Annotated in this window: 21 protein-coding genes and 1 pseudogene; all 22 read left to right on the forward strand. The window is 50.2% G+C overall.

The window, feature by feature from the left end; translation table 11 throughout:
- Positions 1-238: 238 nt before the first annotated feature.
- The 22 genes and pseudogenes from mazG (at position 239) to JCM10914_RS27150 (ending at position 22790) form a co-directional block, all read left to right on the forward strand.
- Positions 239-1753, forward strand: coding sequence for a nucleoside triphosphate pyrophosphohydrolase (gene mazG, locus JCM10914_RS27050; RefSeq protein WP_023967117.1), 1515 nt, complete (start codon positions 239-241; stop codon positions 1751-1753).
- Between the two features lie 165 nt (positions 1754-1918).
- Positions 1919-2191: an HU family DNA-binding protein gene (locus JCM10914_RS27055; protein WP_009591918.1), complete on the forward strand. Its 273-nt coding sequence runs from the start codon at positions 1919-1921 to the stop codon at positions 2189-2191.
- Positions 2191-2469 carry an RNA-binding S4 domain-containing protein gene (locus JCM10914_RS27060; RefSeq protein WP_023967119.1) on the forward strand — a complete coding sequence of 93 codons (279 nt, stop codon included), beginning with the start codon at positions 2191-2193 and terminating at the stop codon, positions 2467-2469. Before JCM10914_RS27055 ends, JCM10914_RS27060 begins: the two co-directional genes overlap by 1 nt.
- Before the next feature lie 130 nt (positions 2470-2599).
- Positions 2600-2881 carry a sporulation protein YabP gene (yabP, locus tag JCM10914_RS27065; RefSeq protein ID WP_023967121.1) on the forward strand — a complete coding sequence of 94 codons (282 nt, stop codon included), beginning with the start codon at positions 2600-2602 and terminating at the stop codon, positions 2879-2881.
- Complete coding sequence (yabQ, locus tag JCM10914_RS27070) at positions 2878-3447, forward strand: spore cortex biosynthesis protein YabQ (RefSeq protein ID WP_023967123.1); 570 nt, start codon at positions 2878-2880, stop codon at positions 3445-3447. The genes yabP and yabQ overlap by 4 nt, the downstream gene beginning before the upstream one ends.
- 11 nt (positions 3448-3458) lie before the next feature.
- Complete coding sequence (locus tag JCM10914_RS27075; RefSeq protein ID WP_023967125.1) at positions 3459-3806, forward strand: septum formation initiator family protein; 348 nt, start codon at positions 3459-3461, stop codon at positions 3804-3806.
- Positions 3807-3921: 115 nt separating this feature from the next.
- Positions 3922-4409: pseudogene (locus JCM10914_RS27080) on the forward strand (S1 domain-containing RNA-binding protein).
- A gap of 345 nt (positions 4410-4754) precedes the next feature.
- Positions 4755-4889, forward strand: a complete 135-nt coding sequence (locus tag JCM10914_RS31585) for a hypothetical protein (RefSeq protein ID WP_269433945.1) — start codon at positions 4755-4757, stop codon at positions 4887-4889.
- Between the two features lie 7 nt (positions 4890-4896).
- Entirely contained in the window at positions 4897-7263 is a 2367-nt protein-coding gene (gene spoIIE, locus JCM10914_RS27085) for a stage II sporulation protein E (protein WP_023967129.1), read from the forward strand.
- 182 nt (positions 7264-7445) lie between these two features.
- A complete protein-coding gene (locus tag JCM10914_RS27090) occupies positions 7446-8186 on the forward strand; it encodes a VWA domain-containing protein (RefSeq protein WP_023967131.1) in 741 nt (246 codons plus the stop codon).
- Positions 8170-9090 carry a serine/threonine protein kinase gene (locus tag JCM10914_RS27095; RefSeq protein WP_023967133.1) on the forward strand — a complete coding sequence of 307 codons (921 nt, stop codon included), beginning with the start codon at positions 8170-8172 and terminating at the stop codon, positions 9088-9090. The genes JCM10914_RS27090 and JCM10914_RS27095 overlap by 17 nt, the downstream gene beginning before the upstream one ends.
- Before the next feature lie 40 nt (positions 9091-9130).
- Positions 9131-10558: a tRNA lysidine(34) synthetase TilS gene (gene tilS / locus JCM10914_RS27100; RefSeq protein WP_023967135.1), complete on the forward strand. Its 1428-nt coding sequence runs from the start codon at positions 9131-9133 to the stop codon at positions 10556-10558.
- 69 nt (positions 10559-10627) lie between these two features.
- On the forward strand, positions 10628-11167 hold the full coding sequence (gene hpt, locus JCM10914_RS27105; RefSeq protein ID WP_023967137.1) for a hypoxanthine phosphoribosyltransferase: 540 nt from the start codon (positions 10628-10630) through the stop codon (positions 11165-11167).
- A 100-nt stretch (positions 11168-11267) separates the two neighbouring features.
- The gene (gene ftsH, locus JCM10914_RS27110; RefSeq protein ID WP_023967139.1) at positions 11268-13343 is read left to right on the forward strand and encodes an ATP-dependent zinc metalloprotease FtsH; all 2076 of its coding nucleotides are present in this window, start codon (positions 11268-11270) and stop codon (positions 13341-13343) included.
- A gap of 227 nt (positions 13344-13570) precedes the next feature.
- Positions 13571-14509 carry a quinolinate synthase NadA gene (nadA, locus tag JCM10914_RS27115; protein ID WP_023967141.1) on the forward strand — a complete coding sequence of 313 codons (939 nt, stop codon included), beginning with the start codon at positions 13571-13573 and terminating at the stop codon, positions 14507-14509.
- A 40-nt stretch (positions 14510-14549) separates the two neighbouring features.
- Complete coding sequence (gene nadB, locus JCM10914_RS27120) at positions 14550-16166, forward strand: L-aspartate oxidase (protein ID WP_036720430.1); 1617 nt, start codon at positions 14550-14552, stop codon at positions 16164-16166.
- Positions 16156-17031 carry a carboxylating nicotinate-nucleotide diphosphorylase gene (gene nadC, locus JCM10914_RS27125; protein WP_023967145.1) on the forward strand — a complete coding sequence of 292 codons (876 nt, stop codon included), beginning with the start codon at positions 16156-16158 and terminating at the stop codon, positions 17029-17031. Before nadB ends, nadC begins: the two co-directional genes overlap by 11 nt.
- Positions 17028-17807, forward strand: coding sequence for a type III pantothenate kinase (locus JCM10914_RS27130; protein ID WP_023967147.1), 780 nt, complete (start codon positions 17028-17030; stop codon positions 17805-17807). The genes nadC and JCM10914_RS27130 overlap by 4 nt, the downstream gene beginning before the upstream one ends.
- A 77-nt stretch (positions 17808-17884) precedes the next feature.
- Positions 17885-18769, forward strand: a complete 885-nt coding sequence (hslO, locus tag JCM10914_RS27135) for an Hsp33 family molecular chaperone HslO (RefSeq protein WP_036720424.1) — start codon at positions 17885-17887, stop codon at positions 18767-18769.
- 21 nt (positions 18770-18790) lie between these two features.
- Positions 18791-19726, forward strand: coding sequence for a peptidylprolyl isomerase (locus JCM10914_RS27140; RefSeq protein WP_023967151.1), 936 nt, complete (start codon positions 18791-18793; stop codon positions 19724-19726).
- Between the two features lie 298 nt (positions 19727-20024).
- Positions 20025-20963, forward strand: coding sequence for a cysteine synthase A (gene cysK / locus JCM10914_RS27145; RefSeq protein ID WP_023967153.1), 939 nt, complete (start codon positions 20025-20027; stop codon positions 20961-20963).
- Positions 20964-21182: 219 nt separating this feature from the next.
- On the forward strand, positions 21183-22790 hold the full coding sequence (locus JCM10914_RS27150) for an anthranilate synthase component I family protein (RefSeq protein WP_023967155.1): 1608 nt from the start codon (positions 21183-21185) through the stop codon (positions 22788-22790).
- Positions 22791-22792 lie beyond the last annotated feature (2 nt).

Consider the following 22792-nt stretch of genomic DNA (forward strand, 5'->3'; position numbering starts at 1 on the left):
CTGATCGGCGCCGCGCTCACGAAGCTCCTCACAGCTGAGGAGCTTCAGCTGCTGCCGAAGGTCGGCAGGCCACTGGCCGCCTTCCTTCGGACCTTGCGCGTGCTGCGCTAATACTCTGTTTCCGCGCCGCGTCGCACACGGCTACTTTGCTCAAACGTGAGATGTTTGTCCTTCTGTGATATAGTAGTGTACGATAACGACGTCCAGAGGGCGGACGAAGAGCGAAAGGAAGTATCGTATGAGTGCAGCGATTACGGTGGTTGGCCTGGGTTCAGGCAATCCGGACCGATTGACGATAGGCATTATCAAAACCATGCAGCGGGCATCTAAGGTATATGTGCGTACCTTATCGCATCCGGTCATGCAAACGTTGAAGGAGTTCGACATAACGCCGGGATCTTTCGACCATGTCTATGAAGCGCATGAGTCTTTCCCGGAGGTATATGAGTCCATTGCGACCGCGCTAATCCGTCTGGCTAAGGCGGCTGAGGACGGGCAGGAACTCGTATACGCTGTGCCCGGTCATCCGATGGTAGCGGAAGCTACGGTCCGACTGCTTCGCGAACGCTGTCCAGGTGAGGGAATAAGCCTTACCGTTCTGGGCGGCGAGAGCTTCCTGGACGAGGCTTTCGTCCGTCTTGGCTTTGACCCGATTGAAGGCTTTCAATTGTTGGATGCGGCGGAGCTTTCCAGCAGTGTCCTTCAGCCGAAGTTGCATACCTTGATCGGACAAGTGTACGATATGTTTACGGCTTCGGAAGTGAAGCTTGCGCTAATGGAACTGTATCCGGATGAGTATCCGGTGATCGTTGGTCATGCGCTTGGCGTTGACGGACAGGAAGAGATCAAGGAGATCCCACTTTACGAGTTGGACCGGATCGAGGGTTACGGTAACCTGTCGCTCATCTACGTTCCGCGCAGCGATGATGATGCGTTAAGACAACGCACATTCGCCAGGCTGCATGAGATCGTTGGCGTCCTTCGAAGTCCGGAAGGCTGTCCATGGGACCGTGAGCAGACCCATGCCTCGATCCGCAAGAACCTGATCGAGGAGACGTATGAGGTGCTGGAGACGATTGATGAGGACGATCCGGAGCATATGCAGGAGGAGCTTGGCGATCTGCTGCTGCAGATTATGCTGCATGCTCAGATGGAAGAGGAACAGGGGATGTTTACGGTATACGATGTCATTCAAGGCTTGAATGACAAGCTGATCTTCCGTCATCCGCACGTCTTTGGTGAGAGCAGCGCCCACGATGCGGAATCCGCGCTGCAGAATTGGGAGCAGATGAAGGCAGAGGAGAAGCGGCGCAAGGGAATTTCTGCGGATCAGGCTTCGGCACTTGGCGGCATACCACGCGATCTGCCTGCGCTCATGAAGGCGTACAAGCTGCAGAAGAAGGCGGCCAAGTTCGGATTCGATTGGGAAGACGTTGAGGGTGTGTTCCTGAAGATTGAGGAGGAACTTGGCGAACTGAGACAAGCTGTGGCGCAAGGCGAGCCTCCTGAAGATACCGCACTAGAGCTCGGGGATCTATTATTTGCCGTTTCCAACATCGCCCGGTTCATTGGAGCAGACCCGGAGGAAGCTCTCGCGAGAACCAACCGTAAATTCGTCGCTCGTGTCGGCTATATGGAGAAGGAACTCGCTGCTCAAGGCAAGTCTCTGCAGGACAGCTCGCTGGACGAGATGGAAGCCTTGTGGCAGGCGGCGAAGTCGGAATTGGCGCAGACTAGCGATATTCAGGAGTGAAAAGCGCTGACTTTTGAAGTAAAATTAAAAAATTAGGGATTTGCGGCAGGAATTCTGAAAGGTATCCAGAATAATCATTTATGGTGAAATCTTGCAGATGCAAGGCGGTTAAACCTTATGACCGTAAATCTAATCATTTTTCTTATAATTGGGAGGATTCAATTCATGAACAAAACAGATCTAATCAACAACATTTCGGGTAAGAGCGGTTTGACTAAAAAAGACGTAGAGAACGTCTTGAACGGATTCCTTGGTGAGATTACCGAGGCTTTGGCTAATGGCGATAAAGTACAATTGATTGGCTTTGGTACATTTGAAACTCGCAAACGCGCGGGTCGTACAGGCCGCAATCCGCAAACCGGTAACACCATCGAAATTCCAGAATCGAACGTTCCTGCATTCAAAGCAGGTAACAAGCTTAAAGAAGCTGTAAAATAATGCGTGTCGATAAATTCCTGAAAGTATCGAGGTTAATCAAGCGGCGTACCGTAGCGAAGGATGTGTCAGATCAAGGTCGGGTGTTGATCAACGGCCGCGAGGCCAAGCCGAGCAGTACAGTTAAGCTGGGCGATGAAATTACCGTCCAGTTTGGCCAGAAGCTGGTGACCGTCCGGGTCGAGCGTCTTACCGAGACAACCCGTAAAGATGAGGCGACCAGCCTCTATACCTTGGTTAAGGAAGAACCGATCGTTAAAGATCGTGGCATGGACTGGTAAGACGAGGTCGATGCACAGTAACTGGAGACGCTCTCTTCATCATGGATGAAGGGAGCGTCTTTTGCGTGCGTAACAGTTCTAAACCCAGCACCGGCCCCATAAGCTATTGTTAAAAGGAGGGGTACATGCCATGATCGACCAAGGGAAGGGCAAGTTTCACGATCTTAGGATGCAAAACCGGAAACTGCTGGACATTACAGGCGTCCAAAATGTGGAGAGTTTTGATAGTGAAGAATTTTTGTTGCAAACGGAGCTCGGGCATCTTACCATACGTGGGCAAAATTTACATATCAAAAATCTCAGCCTGGAAGAGGGGCTGTTGTCGATCGAGGGTCAGGTGCATTCTCTGATCTATTTAAATCCCGGCTCGCAAGGCAAGAACAAGAGCCTGCTCGGCAAGCTGTTTAAATGAATCCGAGTGTACAATGGATCACGCTGCTCTGGATGCTCTTCTCCGGAGCAGCGATGGGCGTGGCTTTCGACAGCTATCGGGTGCTCTCCGTGCAGCTTCGTTTTCCTAAATGGTCCAAGCATACCCTGGATCTCCTGTATTGGATTGCGGCGGCATTCTTCATTTTTCGTATGCTCTATGCCACGAATCAAGGACAGCTTCGCTTTTATGTCTTTGTTGGCCTATTTATAGGGGTTTGGATCTATTTTTTATTATGGAGTGTCATAACCCAGCGTTTTGTGGTAATGTTAATTCAAGTGACGAAAAGTTTGTTGTCCTTTGTGTACAAGCTGTTCCGGATATTGATCTGGAGTCCGATCAAGGGGATTCTGATGTTCTTATTCGGTTGCCTTACATTTCTGTGGAAATTCATCTTGGCGCTATTGCGGTTTGTACTGAAGTGCCTCATGCCGTTCTGGCGGCTCCTGCAATGGATGCTGAGGCCTATTACATCCCGGCTCAGGCTACCAGCCTGGAGCAAGCGATGGGCGGACAAGGTTATCAAGGCGTGGAAACGCTGGTTCTAGGAGGTATGGTCATGGGAAGATTTGCTGATCCTTCGAAGCAGGCTCCCCAACAACAAACAAAAAACAAAGGCGCCCGCCGGCGTGTGAAAATATTTTTGGCGATCATGGCGCTGTTTTTGGTCTGGGCAGGTTCCACACTTTGGTCCCAGAATGACCGAATCCGTAATCAGAATGAAGCGCTGGAACAAAAGCAAGGGGAGTATAAGACGGTCGAGCTTTCGTTAAACCAGATTCGTCATGAAGTGGAACGATTGCAGGACCCTGAATATATTGGTCAGGTAGCCCGTAAGAAATTTAGATTGTACCTGCCGAATGAAACGCCAATCATTCAGCCCCATAATTCGGGCGAAAAGCCGTAATTAGGCATGACAGACGTCTGTTGACCTTGTTTAGGTCATTATCGTATAATCAAATCACCGCAGCGAGATCCAAAAAATCGAACTGTATATTTTTAAGGGAGGATCATTTTATTCTATGGCAATTGAAGTGGGCACCAAGTTAGAGGGCAAGGTGACAGGCATAACGCATTTTGGAGCATTTGTGGATCTGTCAGGAGGTGTCACGGGTCTCGTTCACATCTCGGAGATCGCCGACAATTACGTTAAGGATGTCAACGATCATTTGAAGATCAACGATGTCGTTACCGTGAAGGTGATTAATGTCGACAAGGACGGCAAGATCGGCCTTTCGATCAAGCAGGCCGTCGACAAGCCGGCTTCCGAAAGTCGTCCACCCCGCGCACCGAGACCGGAACGCAGTGGAGGCGGCGGAGAACGATTCGGAGGTGGCGGTGGTGGTGGATTCAACCGTGAACGCGGTGGACGCTCGTTCAAGCCCGCGGCCAACAAACCTTCATTCGAGGATAAAATGTCACGCTTCCTGAAAGATAGTGAAGAACGGATTTCTTCGCTCAAGAAGAATACGGAGGCAAACGCGGTGGACGCGGAGCCAAACGTATGTAATTCGATAAAATATAAACTGACCGCAGAGGGAAACGGCCTTCTGCGGTTTTTTTGTCGCCGTGTCCGATTGTACGACAGGTTCCTACGTGATTTACGGCCAGCTTAGACGAATGAAGCGGGTACGGCCTCCCGAAATTCGGGAATTACATTACCCGATAACAAAGAATTTGAAACGCGGGAATGGCGGAGCGGTACGGCATCGCAGGGGGTTTCCCTAGCGTTCGCGGGGGCAGGCTTTTTTGTCGGAAATTTCTTTGAAGCTTGTCCGGTGTTCTGACAAACTTTCTTGAATCTTTGGTTTTATAATGGGACCAACAAATTCGTGAAGAATGAGGTGCCAGTGTAATGGATAAAAGAAATTTGGTGATGTTTCCGGGTACTGAGGCGGTGAAAGAGGAGGGGTTCCATTCGTACCCGTCTGACAGATCGAATCGGGCAGCTGTCGTTTCTGCAGCGTCCCGTCCAGTTCCTGGCCGCTAAGAAGTGGATGATCCTGCTGACCTTCATGGGTTTCCTGCTTGGACGAGCGATGATTCTGGGTGAGCTGTCACCCTTTGCCGTTGCTTATTTTGCCGTTATCGCTTTCATGCGCCGGGATTATTTGCTTCCGGTAGGCATAGCTATTGTGGCAGGAAGTTTATTTGCGTCTTTTCCGGTAGCCTGGATGGTTCCGGCGGAAATATTAATCTTTTACTTCATGCTTAGAGGACTTGAGACGTATGATCGGGCTGAATTGTCTTATGCGCCGCTCATGGTCTTTGTCTCCACCTTCTTCGTTAATCTGTTCGCGGTACTGGTGGGACCGAGCATGACATGGTATTCGCTTATGATGCTGACCCTAAACGCTGTGCTGAGCTTTGTGTTGACCCTGGTCTTTATTCAAGCGATTCCAGTGCTGACCCTGCGCAAGAAATCTCAAGGTCTTCGTAACGAAGAAATTTTATGCATAATCATCCTGTTAGCCTCGGTTATGACAGGTGCCGTAGGCTGGACCATTCAATCCCTGTCCGTGGAACATATTCTCTCTCGTTATTTGATCTTGCTCTTTGCATTAGTGGGCGGAGCGCCACTGGGTGCCTCGGTCGGGGTTGTTACGGGATTGATTCTCAGTCTTGCCAATATAGCGGCCTTCTCGCAGATGAGTTTATTGGCATTCTCCGGTATGCTGGCCGGTATGTTGAAAGAAGGGAAGAAGGGTGGCGTATCCCTTGGTATGCTGCTCGGTGCTACCATTCTCTCAATCTATTTTAGTAAACCTGGAGAAGTCATGATCTCTACTTGGGAAACGTGTGCTGCGATTGCCTTATTCCTAATCACGCCCAAAAGCGTCATGAAGGCGATCGGTAAATATGTGCCGGGGACGCAAGATCACACCCGATCCCAGCATGAGTACGCCAAGCGGGTGCGGGATCTGACCGCCGATCGGGTCACGCAATTCTCTCAGGTATTTCGTCAGCTGTCCCAGAGCTTTGGCCAGACGTCCGGGGCTATTCAACCGCCGGGTAGGCAGACCGAGGAGATGAATCATTTCATGAATGCGGTCGCGGAAGGGTCATGCGCTAATTGTTATAAACAAAGTCAGTGCTGGGACATGAAATTTTATCAGACGTACAAACATATGACGGACATGATGACGTCCATCGAAGAGAACCCGGATGTGGGCACCAAGGATCTGCCGCCGGAATTTGCGCGGATTTGTCCTAAAAAAGAGGAGGTGCTCGATACTCTGAAGCAGCAATATCATCTCTATCAACATGATATGCAGTGGAAACGGCAAATATACGATAGCCGCCATTTAGTGGCTGAACAATTATCCGGCGTTTCACAGGTGATGGAGGATTTGGCGAAGGAGATCAAGCGGGAAAGTCAGACGATGTACATTCAGGAAGAGCAAATCAGAGACGCCTTGCAGCAGCTTGGATTATCTATTCAGGGAATCGATATTATCAGTCTGGATTCGGGTCGAGTGGAGATCGAGATCATTCATGCGTACACTAGAGGTTATGATGAATGTCGGAAGATAATCGCTCCGCTGCTATCCGATATCATAGGTGAGCATATTGCCGTGATGGAGGAGACGTTGATCCATCCGCGGGATGGATTGGCAACGGTACGCTTTGGATCAGCCAAGACGTTTGAAGTCAGTACCGGCGTAGCGGGAGCGGCCAAAGGCGGGGATATATTATCAGGAGACAGCTTTAGTACGGTGGAGCTTGGTAACGGGACGTTTGCTGTGGCATTGAGTGACGGTATGGGCAATGGCGAACGGGCAAGGCTGGAGAGCAGCTCAGCCTTGAATATACTGGAACAGCTGCTGCAATCGGGCATGGATGAGAAGCTGGCGATTAAGTCGGTGAATTCCATTTTGATGCTACGCTCTCCGGATGAAATATACGCAACGGTGGATATGGCATTAATCGATCAGTATACCGCCCAGACGACTTTTATGAAGATTGGTTCCACCCCGAGCTTCATTAAGCGGGGCCATGAGGTCATTCCTGTCTCGGCCAGCAATCTGCCGATCGGTATTATTCAGGATATTGAGGTCGATCTCGTCTCATTGCAGCTGCAAGCGGGGGATGTGCTCATTATGATGACTGATGGCATTTATGATGCACCGGGCTATGCGGTCAATAAAGAGTTGTGGATGAAGCGATTGATTCAGGAAGTAACCAGCTCCGACCCGCAGGAAATAGCAGATTGTTTGCTAGAGAAGGTCATTCGCTATCAACAGAATCAGATTCACGATGACATGACGGTGGTGGTGGGGTGTGTGGATCACTATCAACCGGAATGGTCGAATGTACACGTTCCAGGATTTGCGAGGATGGAGCGTCCGCGAACGGTAAGCTAGCTGTTTTTCTATCTTCTGATAGGCCGAATCGATTACCCGGGAAATGGAGGGTCATGCTGACCGAGATCTTTTTCCGTCTTCTTCTTGGAACTATTCGTTTGAACTCTCTCGAATGTGGAAATGATAGTGATAGAGACTCAAACGAAAATAGCTAAGAATGGTATGAACGGGAGGAATAGGTTATGAAGCAGATTTTATTAATTACGGATGGCTGCTCCAATGTAGGAGAAAGCCCGGTACTCGCGGCAGCTCATGCACTTCAGGAAGGTATTGTCGTTAATGTGGTTGGGGTTCTTGATTACGGAACGATCGGTGAGCTTGGGGGATTTGAGATTCAAGAAATTGCAAAGTCGGGAGGAGGCATACACCGGATCGTAGGTACGCCGCAGCTTGCGCAGACGATTCAGATGATGACGCGAAAAACGGTGGTTCAGAGTATCCAACAAGCGGTAAATAAAGAGATACAGCAGATATTGGGGAGTGGATCGCTCGAAGAACTGCCACCAGAGAAACGCTCGCAGATCGTGGAGGTAGTGGACGAGCTCGCCGAGACCTCATCTCTTCAAGTAGCGCTGTTAATTGATGCAAGTGCAAGCATGAAGCCAAAACTCGCAGCTGTGGAAGAGGCGATTCGGGACCTGATGCTTAGTCTGAAGGCTCGTGCCGGCTCAAGCCAACTGTCCGTGTTCCATTTCCCGGGCAAGCATAGTGGTGAGGAGATCGTGATGGATATTAACTGGACCTCTGATCTCGATGATGCGAGAGGTATGTTCCATCGTCTTCAGATGAAGGGGGCTACACCGACGGGACCGGCTCTAATGAAGGTGATTGAATTTTACCGATATGGTACACTAGATGGTAAACAATCATGGCATGGCAGCTCCAGCCAAGAAGAAGGGATGTTCGGTGACTACGTTGTCTAACCCCGGTTATTCGCCAGGGACCATCATTACCGGGAAATGGCGCAAGAACAGATACATTGTGGAACGTATGCTAGGAAAAGGGGCAAACGGGAAAGTGTATCTTGTACAACGGGCAGGAGTACGTGAACGGTACGCGCTCAAAGTAGGATATGATGCTCTGGATCTACAATCGGAGATCAATGTGCTTCAGGCACTCAAGGAGCAGATGCCAGATCCGTATCTGGTGGAAGCAGACGACCACTCGCTCGGCAGCGAAGAGGTGTCCTTCTATGTGATGCGTTATATCGAAGGGAGTCCCTTACATCGATTTATACGCAAACGCGGGACCGAGTGGCTCGGCCTGGTTGGGCTGAAGCTCCTTGAGAAGCTGGTCGTTCTGCATGGATCGGGTTACGTCTTCGGGGATCTGAAGCCGGATAACGTGATGGTTTCTGCCTACGGCAGGGTTGAGCTGATTGATTACGGAGGGGTAAGCTCCTTTGGCCGCAGTGTAAAGCAATTTACCGAATGGTACGATCGCGGATACTGGAATGCGGGTAGTCGTACGGGTGATGTGGGATATGATCTGTTCTCGTTTGCCGTGATGTATATCGGGCTGCTGGATGAGCCAGCTTTGCGTGAGGCTGCATGTCAGCTTCCTCAGACACGAGGCGTTTCCGATCTGCAGCACATATTGCGAAAAAATCCTGCCTTTAAGCCTTATGCAAGCTGGCTTGCCAAGGCGTTGTCAGGGGAATTCGCCGATTCACGGGAAGCGTTGAACGAGTGGAGGAGCCGCATCTATGAGACGGCTAACCGCAGGATTCGGAACGCCCCGGTACGCACCCCAAGGTGGCTGCGGAATGCGTTTGGCTTGTCGCTGGCGGTACTCGCCTGCGCCTTGTATTTCTTCTTGCGATCATGAAAGCTCTGTTGCAGGAAACAGTAAAAAGGAGACCGAGACATTGAAAGAGGCTGATTTACGATTTTTCGTTGAAGAGGTTAAGCATGCGGCAGCTGAGTCCCATTTGTGGGAAGCGGGTGACGCCATCGTCGTGGCTGTTTCCGGTGGTCCGGATTCCATCGCATTGCTTCACGTTCTACACGAAATCTCAGTGAACCATACCCCTCTGCGGCTTATCTGTGCCCATGCGCATCATGGCTTTCGTCAAGAGTCCGATGCGGAGGTAGAGCTGGTACGCCTATTAGCGGAGTCTCTTTCTCTGCCGCTGGAGATTGCTTATTTGGATATGCCTGCTTATATGGCTGAGAGCGGCAAGCGGGGACAGGAAGCCTCCAGGCTCAAGCGGTATGCGTTCCTATTCGACACAGCACGCCAATACGGGGCGCGTTCCATAGCGCTAGCACATCACGCGGATGATCAAGCCGAGACTGTTATGATGCGGCTACTGCGGGGCAGCGGGTTGTCCGGGCTTGCGGGAATGAGAATGAAACGCTCGGAGCAGGGCATCGACCTTATTCGTCCGTTCCTGCGTATGAATAAGTCCGATATACTCGAACTATGTCACCAGCGAGGCTATACCTATGCGATTGATAGCAGCAATCTGCAGACGAAGTATCATCGCAATGCGATCCGTCTGGAGGTATTTCCATATTTGGAACAATACAACGGGCAGTTCTCTTCTTCCCTTAATCAACTCGCCGAAATCGTTGCGTATGAGGATGATTTTGTGGAGCGTGAAGCGGCAAAACATTTTCGGGAAATGGTGCAGGAGAACGACGGGAGGCTCGCTTTTGACGCGCCTTCCTTTTTGAGCTTACATGTTGCTTTACAACGGCGTTTGATTAAACTAATATTAAATTACCTGCCCTCAGACCAGAAGGATGCTGATTTTGTCAAGATTGAATCCGTGCGCCAGGGTATCCTTAGCAATCGGAGTAATTGGCGTCTGGACCTGGGTCATGGCATAACCTGTGTAAGGGAGTATGGTGATATCGTTTTTTGGCCCAAGCTTCCGTCAGAACAGGGACAGTACATATATATTCTTGAATCACCTGACGTTACGCATCGCCATCTGCCCGCTGTCGATAAAATACTAAACCTGTCCTTATTAACAGACAGCGAATATCGAAGGGGACCCAGACCGACACAGGGTGTCGCGTTCTTTGATGCGGATGAGCTTCGGTTTCCTTTAACCGTGCGCAACAGACAACCCGGGGATAAGATGAAAATCATGGGATTAAACGGAAGCAAAAAGGTGAAAGATATTCTCATTGATGAGAAAATTCCACCGTCTATCCGTTCCCGGATTCCGATGGTCTGCGACGCCACGGGCAATATTGTATGGATTCCGGGTGTACGTCGTTCCGTTCACGCCGCTTGCGGGCGGGACACTTCTCGAATTCTCCGACTGGAGTTTTCGGATGCTTAAAGCAAGTGTAAAACGAAGAATGGCCCGATTCACGCTTTCATAGTATTAAACGTAGGAGGTCCACTTAAGTTGCAAAATGACATTCAGGAAATACTCATCAGTGAAGAAGAAATTCAGGCAAAGATTAAGGAACTCGGCTCAAAACTCAGCGCCGAATATGAGGGACGCAACCCGCTCGTAATTTGCGTTCTGAAAGGTGCGTTTATTTTTATGGCCGATTTGGTTAAATCCATATCAGTGCCGCTTGAACTGGACTTTATGGCCATTTCCAGTTATGGCGCTTCAACCAAGTCTTCAGGCGTAGTCAAGATTATTAAGGATCTCGATGCATCCGTCGAGGGCAGAGAAGTTCTGATTGTGGAAGATATTATTGATAGCGGCCTTACACTCAGCCACTTGATCGAATTGCTGAAGAGCCGTAAGGCTAAATCGGTGTGCGTGGTAACTTTGTTCGATAAGCCCGCCCGCCGTACAGTAGATCTACAGGCAGATCTGACCGGGTTTGTATTGCCGGATGCCTTTGTTGTTGGTTATGGCCTTGATTACGCTGAACAATACCGGAACCTCCCCTACATCGGGATTTTGAAGCCGGAAATCTACAGCAATTAAACCACACCCTGACGGCTGTTACAGCGATTTATGGAGCTTTGTTGAGATGGCTAGAGCGGCTGTGGTAAAATATCTTATGTGTCTTGAGAGGAGGTAGGGGATGAGTCGGTTCATCCGGAATTCTGGTTTTTATTTGATTCTATTTTTAGTCGTGGTGGGCATAGTTCAATTTGTCACGAATGGTGGCGAACAAGCCGAAGCCCCTAGTTATAATGAACTACGGCAGGAAGTCAAAGCTGACAACATAGAGGAAATGACGGTTCAATTTGACGGTTATGCGTATCTTGTAACCGGTAAGTATAGGGATATCACCGATACAGAGAAGAAATCGGAGAATTTCTCGACCTATATTCCTGCTACGGATGCAGTTATTCAAGAACTGACTGCAGCCAGTGACAGCAATGATGTTAAGCTGAACGTGGTGCCAATGGAAGGCCAAAGCATATGGTTGACATTGCTTTCATCCTTTATACCGCTCATCATTATGTTCGCGCTGTTCTTCTTCCTGTTTAATCAGGCGCAAGGCGGCGGCGGTAAAGTGATGAACTTTGGCAAGAGCAAAGCCCGCTTATATAATGAAGAGAAGAAACGGATTACATTCGAGGATGTGGCCGGTGCTGATGAAGAGAAGCAGGAACTCGTTGAGGTCGTTGACTTCTTGAAAGATCCGCGCAAGTTCAATACGGTCGGTGCCCGCATTCCGAAGGGTGTTCTGCTTGTCGGTCCTCCGGGAACCGGTAAGACGCTCCTCGCGCGTGCTGTTGCCGGTGAGGCAGGCGTTCCATTCTTCAGCATTTCCGGTTCCGACTTTGTTGAGATGTTTGTCGGTGTCGGTGCTTCTCGTGTGCGCGACTTGTTCGAGAACGCGAAGAAGAATGCACCATGTATTATCTTTATCGATGAGATTGATGCCGTAGGTCGTCAGCGTGGTGCCGGGCTAGGTGGCGGACATGACGAACGCGAGCAGACGCTCAACCAATTGCTTGTTGAGATGGATGGGTTCGGTGCGAACGAAGGGATTATTATCGTTGCTGCTACCAACCGTCCGGATATTCTTGACCCCGCACTTCTTCGTCCGGGACGTTTTGACCGTCAGATTACCGTGGATCGTCCGGATGTACGGGGACGTGAAGCCGTATTGAAGGTTCATGCGCGTAATAAACCACTCACGAATGATGTGAAGCTGGACATTATTGCGAAGCGTACGACCGGCTTTACCGGTGCTGATCTGGAGAATCTCCTGAATGAAGCTGCCTTGCTTGCCGCACGCCGCAACCGTAAAGACATCTCCATGCGAGAAGTGGATGAAGCGATTGACCGCGTTATTGTTGGTACTGAGAAACGCAGTCGCGTGATCAGCGATCGTGAGAAGCGGATTGTAGCTTACCACGAAGCAGGTCATACGATTGTGGGTTACTTCCTGGAGCATGCAGATACCGTGCATAAGGTAACCATTATTCCTCGTGGTCGTGCCGGTGGATATGTCATTATGATGCCGAAGGAAGATCGGATGCTCGTAACGAAGCAGGAATTGCTCGATCGCGTAACCGGTTTGCTTGGCGGCCGTGTAGCTGAGGAACTGTTCATCGGTGAGATCGGAACAGGCGCATACAGCGACTTCCAGCAGGCGACTGGCATTATCCGCAGTATGATCGTGGAATACGGTATGAGTGATAAGCTCGGACCGATGCAGTTCGGTACCTCGCAAGGTCAAGTATTCCTTGGCCGTGATATCGGGCACGAGCAGAACTATAGTGACCAGATCGCATATGAGATCGATCAGGAGATGCATCGCTTTATTACGGAATGCTATGAGAAGTGTAGAGAACTTCTGACCAAGCATTCCAAAGAGGTTCATCTTATTGCGAATACATTGCTTGAGAAGGAAACATTGGAGCTTGAGCAGATCAAGAGCCTCATTGAGACCGGATCAGTAGACCATGGTGATGGTGGAGATGGAGAAGGTTCTTCCGAGAACGGTGATCCGATCATCGACAACATTGGTGACGTGAAAGTTCGCATTCAAGGGAAAGAAGAAGGCGGTCAGCCAACTTCAACGGAAGAAATTCCGAATAATCCGCTGGATTCGAACGATAATGGATCGGCGGACATCAAAGACTCAGATCGCAAGGATCCTCCTGGCGGCTCTGATGATGGAAACAGCCGTCTGACGTAATATGGGCTGGTAAAACATCGAATACGCAATGAAATAGAAGAACCGGAGAACGATCACTCGTTTTCCGGTTCTTTTTGTGCTTCTTATCACATTGACAGGGGGGAGATCCACGTGTAAATTAGTTGTTAAATAAGGATGCGATATCTTTCACAAAGGTAGGATGCTCCTTGAATATCATGATCATCATGCGGTTGTGAAGCCGACTACATAAAGGGAGAGGGTCGATCATGGAAGCTTTGGCACTGGAGCGTAAGGCAGAGCAGAATCGTGAGTTGCGTGAGCGTTTAATGCAGTTGAAGAAGGAACGCAATGCCATCATTCTGGCTCATTATTACCAACGGGATGAAATTCAGGAAGTTGCTGATTTTCGAGGGGATTCATTCTTGCTGGCTCAGAAGGCAGCACAAACGGATGCAGAGGTTATCGTATTCTGCGGAGTGCATTTTATGGGGGAAAGCGCCAAGATTCTGGCGCCGAACAAGACGGTATTAATTCCGGATGAACGCGCCGGCTGTCCTATGGCCGATATGGTCAACGTAGACGGACTGCGGAAACTGAAGGCGCAACATCCGAACGCGAAAGTTGTGACTTACATCAATTCATCGGCGGAGATCAAGGCGGAGACGGATATATGCTGTACTTCCTCCAATGCGGTGAAGGTAATCCAATCCGTGGATTCGGATGAAATCATCTGGGTGCCGGATAAGAACCTGGGCCATTATGTTCAGCAGCATACAGATAAGAAGCTGATCATCTGGGAAGGGTATTGTAACACGCACGATATGTTGACTGTGAAGGACGTTGTCGAGATGAAAGCGAAGTATCCAGATGCCGAGTTCGTCGTTCACCCCGAATGCCGTCCAGAGGTTGTGGAAATGGGTGATTTCGTAGGCAGCACGACGGCTATTCTGGAGTATTGTAAGAACTCATCCGCTAAAGCGTTTATCGTAGGCACGGAGGACGGAACAGGTTATCAGCTTCGACTCGATAGCCCGGATAAAGCTTTTCATTTTGCGACCAAATTCTTGGTATGTCCTAACATGAAAGTTAATAATCTCAAAAAACTGGTGAAAGCTCTGGAGACGATGAAGCCGCAGATTTATGTGCCACCGGTCGTTGCCGAGAAAGCCAGAACTTCATTAGAGCGCATGTTACAGGTTAAGTAGCATGCGCTACTCTTTCGTGGAAAAGACAGGGGAGACGAAAGTGATACCGTCATATTTGATCGATTTTGAGCTGAGTGATCTTCCCGTCGTGGAGACGGACGTCATCGTGATCGGTTCCGGCATTGCCGGTTTATATACGGCCATCCTGGCAAGTGAGCATCAACGTGTATTGCTCATCACCAAGAAGTCGTTGCTGGATAGTAATACGCGCTATGCGCAGGGGGGGATTGCCGCCGTGACGGCGGAGGATGACTCCCCGCTCTATCATCGTCAGGATACTTTGCTTGCGGGCGCTGGTCTGTGCTCATCGACGGCTGTGGACGTGCTGGTCAACGAAGGGCCGGTTGGCGTACAGGAACTGATCCGATTAGGTACGATGTTTGACGTAGAGAACGGTGAGCTGGCACTGACCAAGGAGGGGGCCCACAGCCATCGACGCATTCTACATGCCAATGGGGATGCGACGGGATATGAAATCGTACGAGCCCTTTCTATTCAAGTCGAAATGCTTCACAATATAGAAGTATGGGATGATCACTTTGTGATTGATCTCATCACCGAGGATGGCGAATGTCACGGTGCTCTGGTGCAAATGCAAGATGGTAAGCGAGTATTTGTCCGGGGCAAAGCAACGGTTATGTGTGCGGGCGGAGCGGGTCAACTGTACCGGTATACAACGAATCCGGAAGTAGCTACGGCCGACGGCGTGGCCATGGCTTATCGTGCAGGCGCAGAGATCAGGGATATGGAATTTATTCAATTTCACCCTACCGCCCTTAGTTATCCGGGTGCACCCCGTTTTCTGATCTCGGAAGCGGTGCGTGGTGAAGGAGCGGTGCTGCGTAATATTAAAGGGGAGCGTTTCATGCACAAGTACCATGATCTAATGGAACTGGCTCCACGTGACATCGTGGCACGAGCGATTGTGAGCGAGATGGAAGAGACGCGCTCGACCTTTGTATACCTCGATATTACACACGAATCGCCGGAGATGGTGAAACATCGCTTTCCGACCATATATGAGACATGTATGCAATACGGGCTTGATTTGTCTACAGATTGGATTCCGGTCTCACCCGCTGCGCATTATATGATGGGGGGCATCAAAACCAATCTTTATGGTGAGAGTAGCTTGAGAAGGCTGTTCGCTTGTGGGGAAGTTTCGTCTACTGGGGTGCATGGGGCGAATCGACTGGCGAGCAACTCGCTCTCAGAGGCCGTAGTCTATGGACGCCGAATTGTCGAGCGGATACGGACCATTGCTCCGCAACCAGAAGGTCTCCCGGCCATCGGCCACAACCTGGGGCGTAAGGATGGGCCATTGCAGGCGATTGTGGAGAGACGTCTGAAGTTGCAAAAAGTGATGGTTCGATATGCCGGCTTGCGCCGGAATCGGGAGTCTCTGCTCCGGGCATCGGAGGAGCTTGGCCGTCAGTTGCCATTCTTCCAGTCCTCCTTAACCAAACGGGAGGAGTATGAATTCGCGAACTTGCTTACAGCTTCCCTGTTGGTCGTGCAAGGCGCTATCCGGCGGGAGGAAAGTCGTGGCGCGCATTACCGCGAGGATTTTCCGGAGCGAAATGACGGAACATGGCAGCGTCATGTGCTGCATAAGCGAGATCAAGAAATGACGGAGGAAATCAGCGATGATGTTTAACGGATATAATGACAGCCTCGTCCAGAATATTCGGGCATGGCTGCAAGAGGATATAGGTTCTGGTGATATTACGACATGGACGACGATTGAAGAAGGTCATGAGTCCAAGGCGGTCATTCATGCCAAGGAGGATGGGATCATTGCCGGGATGCCGGTGGCAGAACTTGTGTTCCGGACGGTAGATCCATCACTGACATTCAACCCATTGGTACAGGATGGGGCCATAGTACGTAAGGGAACCATAATTGCCGAGGTGGAGGGGAGCACGCACCGTATTTTGACTGGTGAACGACTCGCACTGAACCTGCTGCAGCGATTGTCCGGGATTGCGACGAAGACACGTTCCTTTGTTGACGTCCTGGAAGGATTATCGACAAGACTGGTGGATACTCGCAAAACGACGCCAGGTCATCGAATGCTGGAGAAGTACGCCGTTCGTGTCGGCGGTGGCGCTAACCATCGGTTCGGACTCTACGATGCCGTGATGATTAAGGATAATCATATTAAAGGGGCTGGCGGTATATCGCAGGCCATCAGTCGTGCAAGAGCCAACATTCCACACACGATGACTATCGAAGTGGAAACAGAGAGTCTGTCGCAGGTGGAGGAGGCTCTGACAGCTGGGGCTGATATTATTATGCTGGACAACATGAGCCTGGAGGGCATGACGGAGGCGGTGCAGCTAATCAAGTCGAGGTCACCTCATGTTCGGGTCGAGGCCTCAGGCAACGTCTCGCTGGAGACAGTGCGCGGCATTGCGGAGACCGGTGTGGATGTCATCTCCGTAGGCAGACTTACGTATTCTTTTGCCAGTCTGGATATTAGTCTGGATCTTAACGCTAAGAAGGGAGGAGCAGAGGGTTGATTCTGGTTGTAGATGTAGGTAATACGAATATTGTTCTTGGCGTGTATCAAGGAAAGAAGCTGTTGCATGATTTTCGGATCAGCACGTCGCGGCAGTCGACCGTAGATGAGTACGGCGTACTCATTCATAACTTGTTTCAAATGTCGAATATATTGGTAAGCCAAATAGAAGGTGTTATCGTCTCCTCGGTTGTTCCTCCGCTTGTGCGTGTGGTGGAAGAGATGTGTGCAAAATATATCGGCAAATCACCGCTGATCGTCGGACCTGGCATCAAGACGGGCCTTAATTTGCGTTATGAGAACCCACGGGAAGTCGGGGCCGATCGGATCGTGAATGCAGTAGCTGCCGTCGAGCAGTACGGGGGTCCGCTCATTGTGGTGGATTTCGGTACGGCGACGACGTTTGACTGTATCGATCAGAGCGGCAATTATCTGGGCGGGGTGATCGTGCCAGGCATTGGGATTGCAACCGAGGCATTGGTTCAACGGGCATCCAAGCTGCCGCGCGTAGAATTGGAGAAGCCGAAGAAGGTTATTGGACGCAACACGGTTCATGCGATGCAGGCCGGGATCGTTTTTGGCTATGCAGGACAGGTCGACGGCTTGGTTAAGCGCATAAAAGCAGAGATGGGAACGGACAATGTTAAGGTTGTGGCTACAGGGGGCCTGGCTGAATTGATCGCAAGCGAGACGGAGTCCATCGAGCAAATATCGCCCCTTCTGACCTTGGAAGGTCTGAGAATCATTTATGAACGAAATCGTACAGAACTGATCTAGAACGTAAGGCGCTTTGCAAATGCAGATTTTATTTCACTCGGACCATAAAGACAACTAGAGATAAGGGAGGCTACATGATGGGTAATCAAAAAGACCGAATGTTGCGGGGAACCGCACTTAACGGGAAGGTGCGGGCCTTCGCCGTGCGGACAACCGCGTTGGTTGAAGAGTTGCGAGGAAGACATGATACGTATCCTGTCGTGACTGCCGCGCTAGGTCGGACGGTTTCCGTGGCGGCGATGATGGGAGCCATGTTGAAAGGCGAGGAACGCATCAGCATACAGGTCCGCGGAGACGGGCCAATCGGTTTGATTGCGGCAGAGAGCAATGCCCATGGCGAAGTTCGGGGTTACGTGAACAATCCTCATGTGGAACTTACGAATATTCGCCCAGGCAAAATGGATGTGGCTGCTGCGGTGGGTCGAACAGGCCATATTCATGTTACCAAGGACTTGGGTTTGAAAGAGCCGTACCGAGGGAGCGTCCCGATTGTGTCGGGTGAATTGGCTGAAGATTTCACGTATTATTTTGCGTTATCGGAACAAACCAATTCAGCGGTAAGTCTGGGTGTCCTGGTATCCCCGGATTATACAGTTGCTAACGCAGGCGGTTTTATCATTCAGTTGCTGCCAGGGATTACGGATGAAGAGATTACCGAACTGGAACGGGCACTCGGCACCATTCCTCCTATTACAGAGATGCTAGAGGAAGGGCTGGAGCTAGAGGATATCCTGACACGAGTCGTTCCCGACGTTACGATTCTTGAGGAAACCGAGGTGAAATTCAGCTGCGATTGTTCCCATGAACGGGTTGAGCGCGCACTAATAAGCGTAGGGCACGAGGAGCTTGAGAAGATGATTGAAGAGGATGGCAAGGCTGAAGTTTCTTGTCACTTCTGCAATGAAGTATATACCTATGATGAAGAACAACTTAAATCCGTGCTAGAACGAGCCAATTCTTAAAAATAAGGATGAGCAACCGTGATGACGAGACAAGAGAAGGGATTATGGGCGACCGTCATTGTCTTGATAGCCTGCTTACTCTCGATATGCGGCTGGATATGGTTCTCCGGGATTGTTTCTAAGGAAGATATACCACCCTCCCCAGGTTTTTCCCCGGCGGTCGCATCGATTCAGGACAGGTTGATTACCGATGACGAGTGGGTTGACGAACTGAAGAAGCGGTATGGCCGCGAGATGCTGATGACGTTATTGAATCGGCAGGCAGTGGAGTTGGAAGCAGAGCAGATGGCGATTACGGTTACAGGGGCCGAACTGGAAGCTGAGCTTGCTGTGATGAGCCGGAGCTATGGATCCAAAGAGCGTTTTTTCTCAGAAATGGAAGAGCAGCTTGGCATTACGGAAGAAGAGTTAAGAACGGAAACGAATTATCGGCTAATACTAGAAAAAATTGCAACGGATGACATCAGGATTGAAAATGAGCAGATCGATGCTTACCTGGAGCAGTACCCGGATCAATATTTACCTAAACGGCAAATGAATCTATCGATTATTGAAGTCGCTTCAGAAGCTGAGGGAAACCAGGTGATGGATCGGCTGGAGGACGGAGAGGATTTTGCGCAGCTTGCAACTGAGGTATCGCTGGATGAATATTCACGTGAAGAAGGTGGGCAGATTGGTTTTGTTGAAGAGGATGATCCCTTCATCCCCCAGACGCTGCTGGATGCTGCATTAGAGCTTGATCCGGGGGATATTGCGGGGCCTATATCTTTGACAGACACCTACGCCGTCGTATACGTTCAAGAAATCATAAAGCCTCAAGCCCCGAGCGAAGAGAGCATACGTGAATCGGTGCGCAAGCAGCTCGCCCTGGAGCAGTCGGTCTCATTGACGGAACTTGAGCACAGACTTCGTGAGAAATATGAGGCGCGCATCCTGACTGGCACGGTTACGTTGTGAATGATTACTTTTTTGGCGTTAACACAGACTCTTGCGATTAAGTTAGCAGTTAGCTTGATCCAGGAGTCTGTTTCGCATGCAAGCATATCATACAAGAGTCGCAGGAAAAATTGCCTAGAAAAATCTGATTTTGCCTCAATGTAATATTGACAATGAACGTTATCGTTGATAAGATGAAAGTACGAAAACCTACCGTTTTACTCGGATATTGAATGACATAAGATTACTACTAAACTTCAACTTACACCATTATGTACTTACCGCAATGATATTTATATTTTATGAGGAGGTTTCATTCATGGCAAAAGTCGTAAATAATGTGACAGAATTAATCGGTGGCACACCGCTTGTCCGCCTAAACCGGATCGTACCCGAAGATAGTGCAGAAATCTACCTGAAGCTGGAATACCAGAACCCAGGTGCCAGCGTGAAAGACCGGATTGCCATTAGCATCGTGGAAGAAGCGGAGAAGGATGGCCGCTTGAAACCGGGTGACACCATTATCGAAGCAACCAGCGGCAATACGGGCATTGGCCTGGCGATGGTAGCTGCGGCGAAAGGTTATAAAGCCGTGATTGTTATGCCAGAAACGATGAGCTTGGAGCGTCGTAATCTGTTGCGTGCTTTCGGAGCAGAGCTTGTATTGACTCCAGGATCTGAAGGAATGAACGGAGCCGTTAAGAAGGCGGAAGAAATCCTGAAGGAGAATGCTGGGTTCTTCATGGCCGAGCAATTCAAGAATCAGGCGAATGTGAAGATTCACCGCGAAACGACAGGTCCGGAGATCGTAGAAGCAATTCAATCGGTGGGCGGATCGCTGGATGCTTTCGTGGCTGGTATCGGTACAGGCGGCACAATTACAGGTGCTGGCGAAGTGCTTAAGAGCGAATTCCCTGGCATTAAGATCGTTGCAGTCGAACCGGCGGCGTCACCCATTCTGGCAGGCGGCAAGCCAGGTCCTCACAAGATCCAAGGGATTGGTGCTAACTTCATTCCAGATATCTTGAATCAAGAAATCTATGATGAAATCGTGCATGTGGAGAATGATGATGCGTTTGAAACGTCCCGTCGCGTTGCGAAGGAAGAAGGCGTTCTTGGTGGTATTTCCTCAGGTGCTGCTGTATATGCTGCTTTGAAGGTAGCTAAAGAACTAGGTAAAGGCAAGCGCGTGGTTGCGGTTATTCCAAGTAACGGGGAACGTTACCTGAGCACGCCGCTGTATAACTTCGAAGCATAATCATATTCGAATATTGCATGGATTGGCCCTCGATGCGTTTTATAGCATGGGGGGTCTTTTGCGTATACTAATCTTCAAGATAACGCTTTAATGGAGTAGCGTAAGATCCCTTTCCAAAATTATTGTTGGGTAGCCTCAGGTTTAGGGTTTTCAAGCGAAGCGGGATGCAGTATACTGACAGGCAACAGAAAGGCTTCTGAAGGATGAGGGAGGATCGTCATGGAGAGAAGAATAGAGCTGGCCCAGTGGAGAAAATGGGCGGAAGAGGGCTGGTCGCAGATTCCCTACATGGTTCAATATACAGTAACAAATCGTGGTTTGCCTGCATCCTGGAGGCACGCCTGGCAAGATGCATCCGATTATGCCTTTGTGCTTGAAAGCGGCAAAGGTGGCCGCTATACGTATCTTGGTTTGGAGCCCGTTTCAATCTTGCAAGGAAAAGGTAATCGCGGTGAGATCATTGAAGTCTCAACAGATGCTCGAACCGAGGTTAAAGGCACCCCGTTGGTTCTCTTGGAACAATGGATGGGCGGCTATACGTCACCGCGCGTGTTAGGCTGGCCGGATTTTCGCGGAGGTTGCGCGGGTTTCTGGGGATATGATGTTATTCGTTCGATCGAACAACTTCCTTCGATTGCGCAGGATGAGCCGGGTTTTCCGGATTATCTTTGGATGCGCATGGAGGAAATCTGGATTTATGATCACAAGGATGATTCGATCTATTGTTCCGTACATGTTGGGTTGCCATGGGATATTGGTGATAATCACAGCCTCACTTCGGAGCAAGTAGCCGCGTTGGAGCGCCTCTATGATATAACTGCCCGTCGAGCGGAGAGTATGTTAGCGAAGTGGAACAACATGTTCGAGCAAGCGCCAGCTGCCGGGCTGAGCTCGGGTGACGAACGCAAGCGTGAAGAACGCGTAGAGCGGGCTCGACGTCTCGCCGGCTCAGATTTTGAGAGTTGGGATCGGTTGAAGATTGATTTTTCGCAAGATGCGTTTGAGCAAGCCGTGGCTTCGATCCAAGAATATATCCGTCAAGGGGACGTGTTCCAAGTGAACTTATCGCTGCGAAGGCACTTGGAGCTGCACGCGGATCCTGCCGAAATATACGAGTGGTTGCGTGTGCTTAATCCATCACCCTATATGGGGTACTTGTCCTCACCGGGCTTTTACCTAGCGAGCGGTTCCCCGGAGCTGCTGGTAAAGCTCAATGGCGATGTTGTGTCCGCGCGTCCCATTGCTGGTACCAGACGCCGTGGGACCACCGCGGAGGATGATGCGGCCATGGAAGCCGAGCTTAAGAGTAATGAGAAGGAACGGGCAGAACATATCATGCTCGTTGATCTTGAGCGCAATGATATCGGGCGGATCGCTGAGTATGGCTCGGTACATGTTCCAGAGTTGATGACCGTGGAGCGTTACTCCCACGTTATGCATTTGGTGTCACAGGTAGAGGGCCGGTTGGCCAAGGGCAATCAAGCGTACGATGTCATGGCCGCGACCTTCCCTGGGGGTACTATTACCGGCGCTCCGAAAATCCGGACGATGGAGATCATTGAAGAGTTAGAGCCTGTTACACGCGGGCCATATACTGGATCGATGGGCTGGATTGATTATAATGGAGATATGGAGCTTAACATTATTATCCGAACGCTTGCCGTGAAGGATGGGGTTGGGTACATTCAGACTGGTGCTGGAGTTGTTATCGACTCCGACCCATACCGGGAATACAGAGAATGTCATAACAAGGCGAAGGCCTTGATTGCGGCACTGCTATGCAGTGAAGAAGAAGCTGCTACTGTGACCGCGAATATAGGGGGATGATC

Source organism: Paenibacillus sp. JCM 10914, from assembly GCF_001315105.1.
Classification (GTDB): Bacteria; Bacillota; Bacilli; order Paenibacillales; family Paenibacillaceae; genus Paenibacillus_AQ.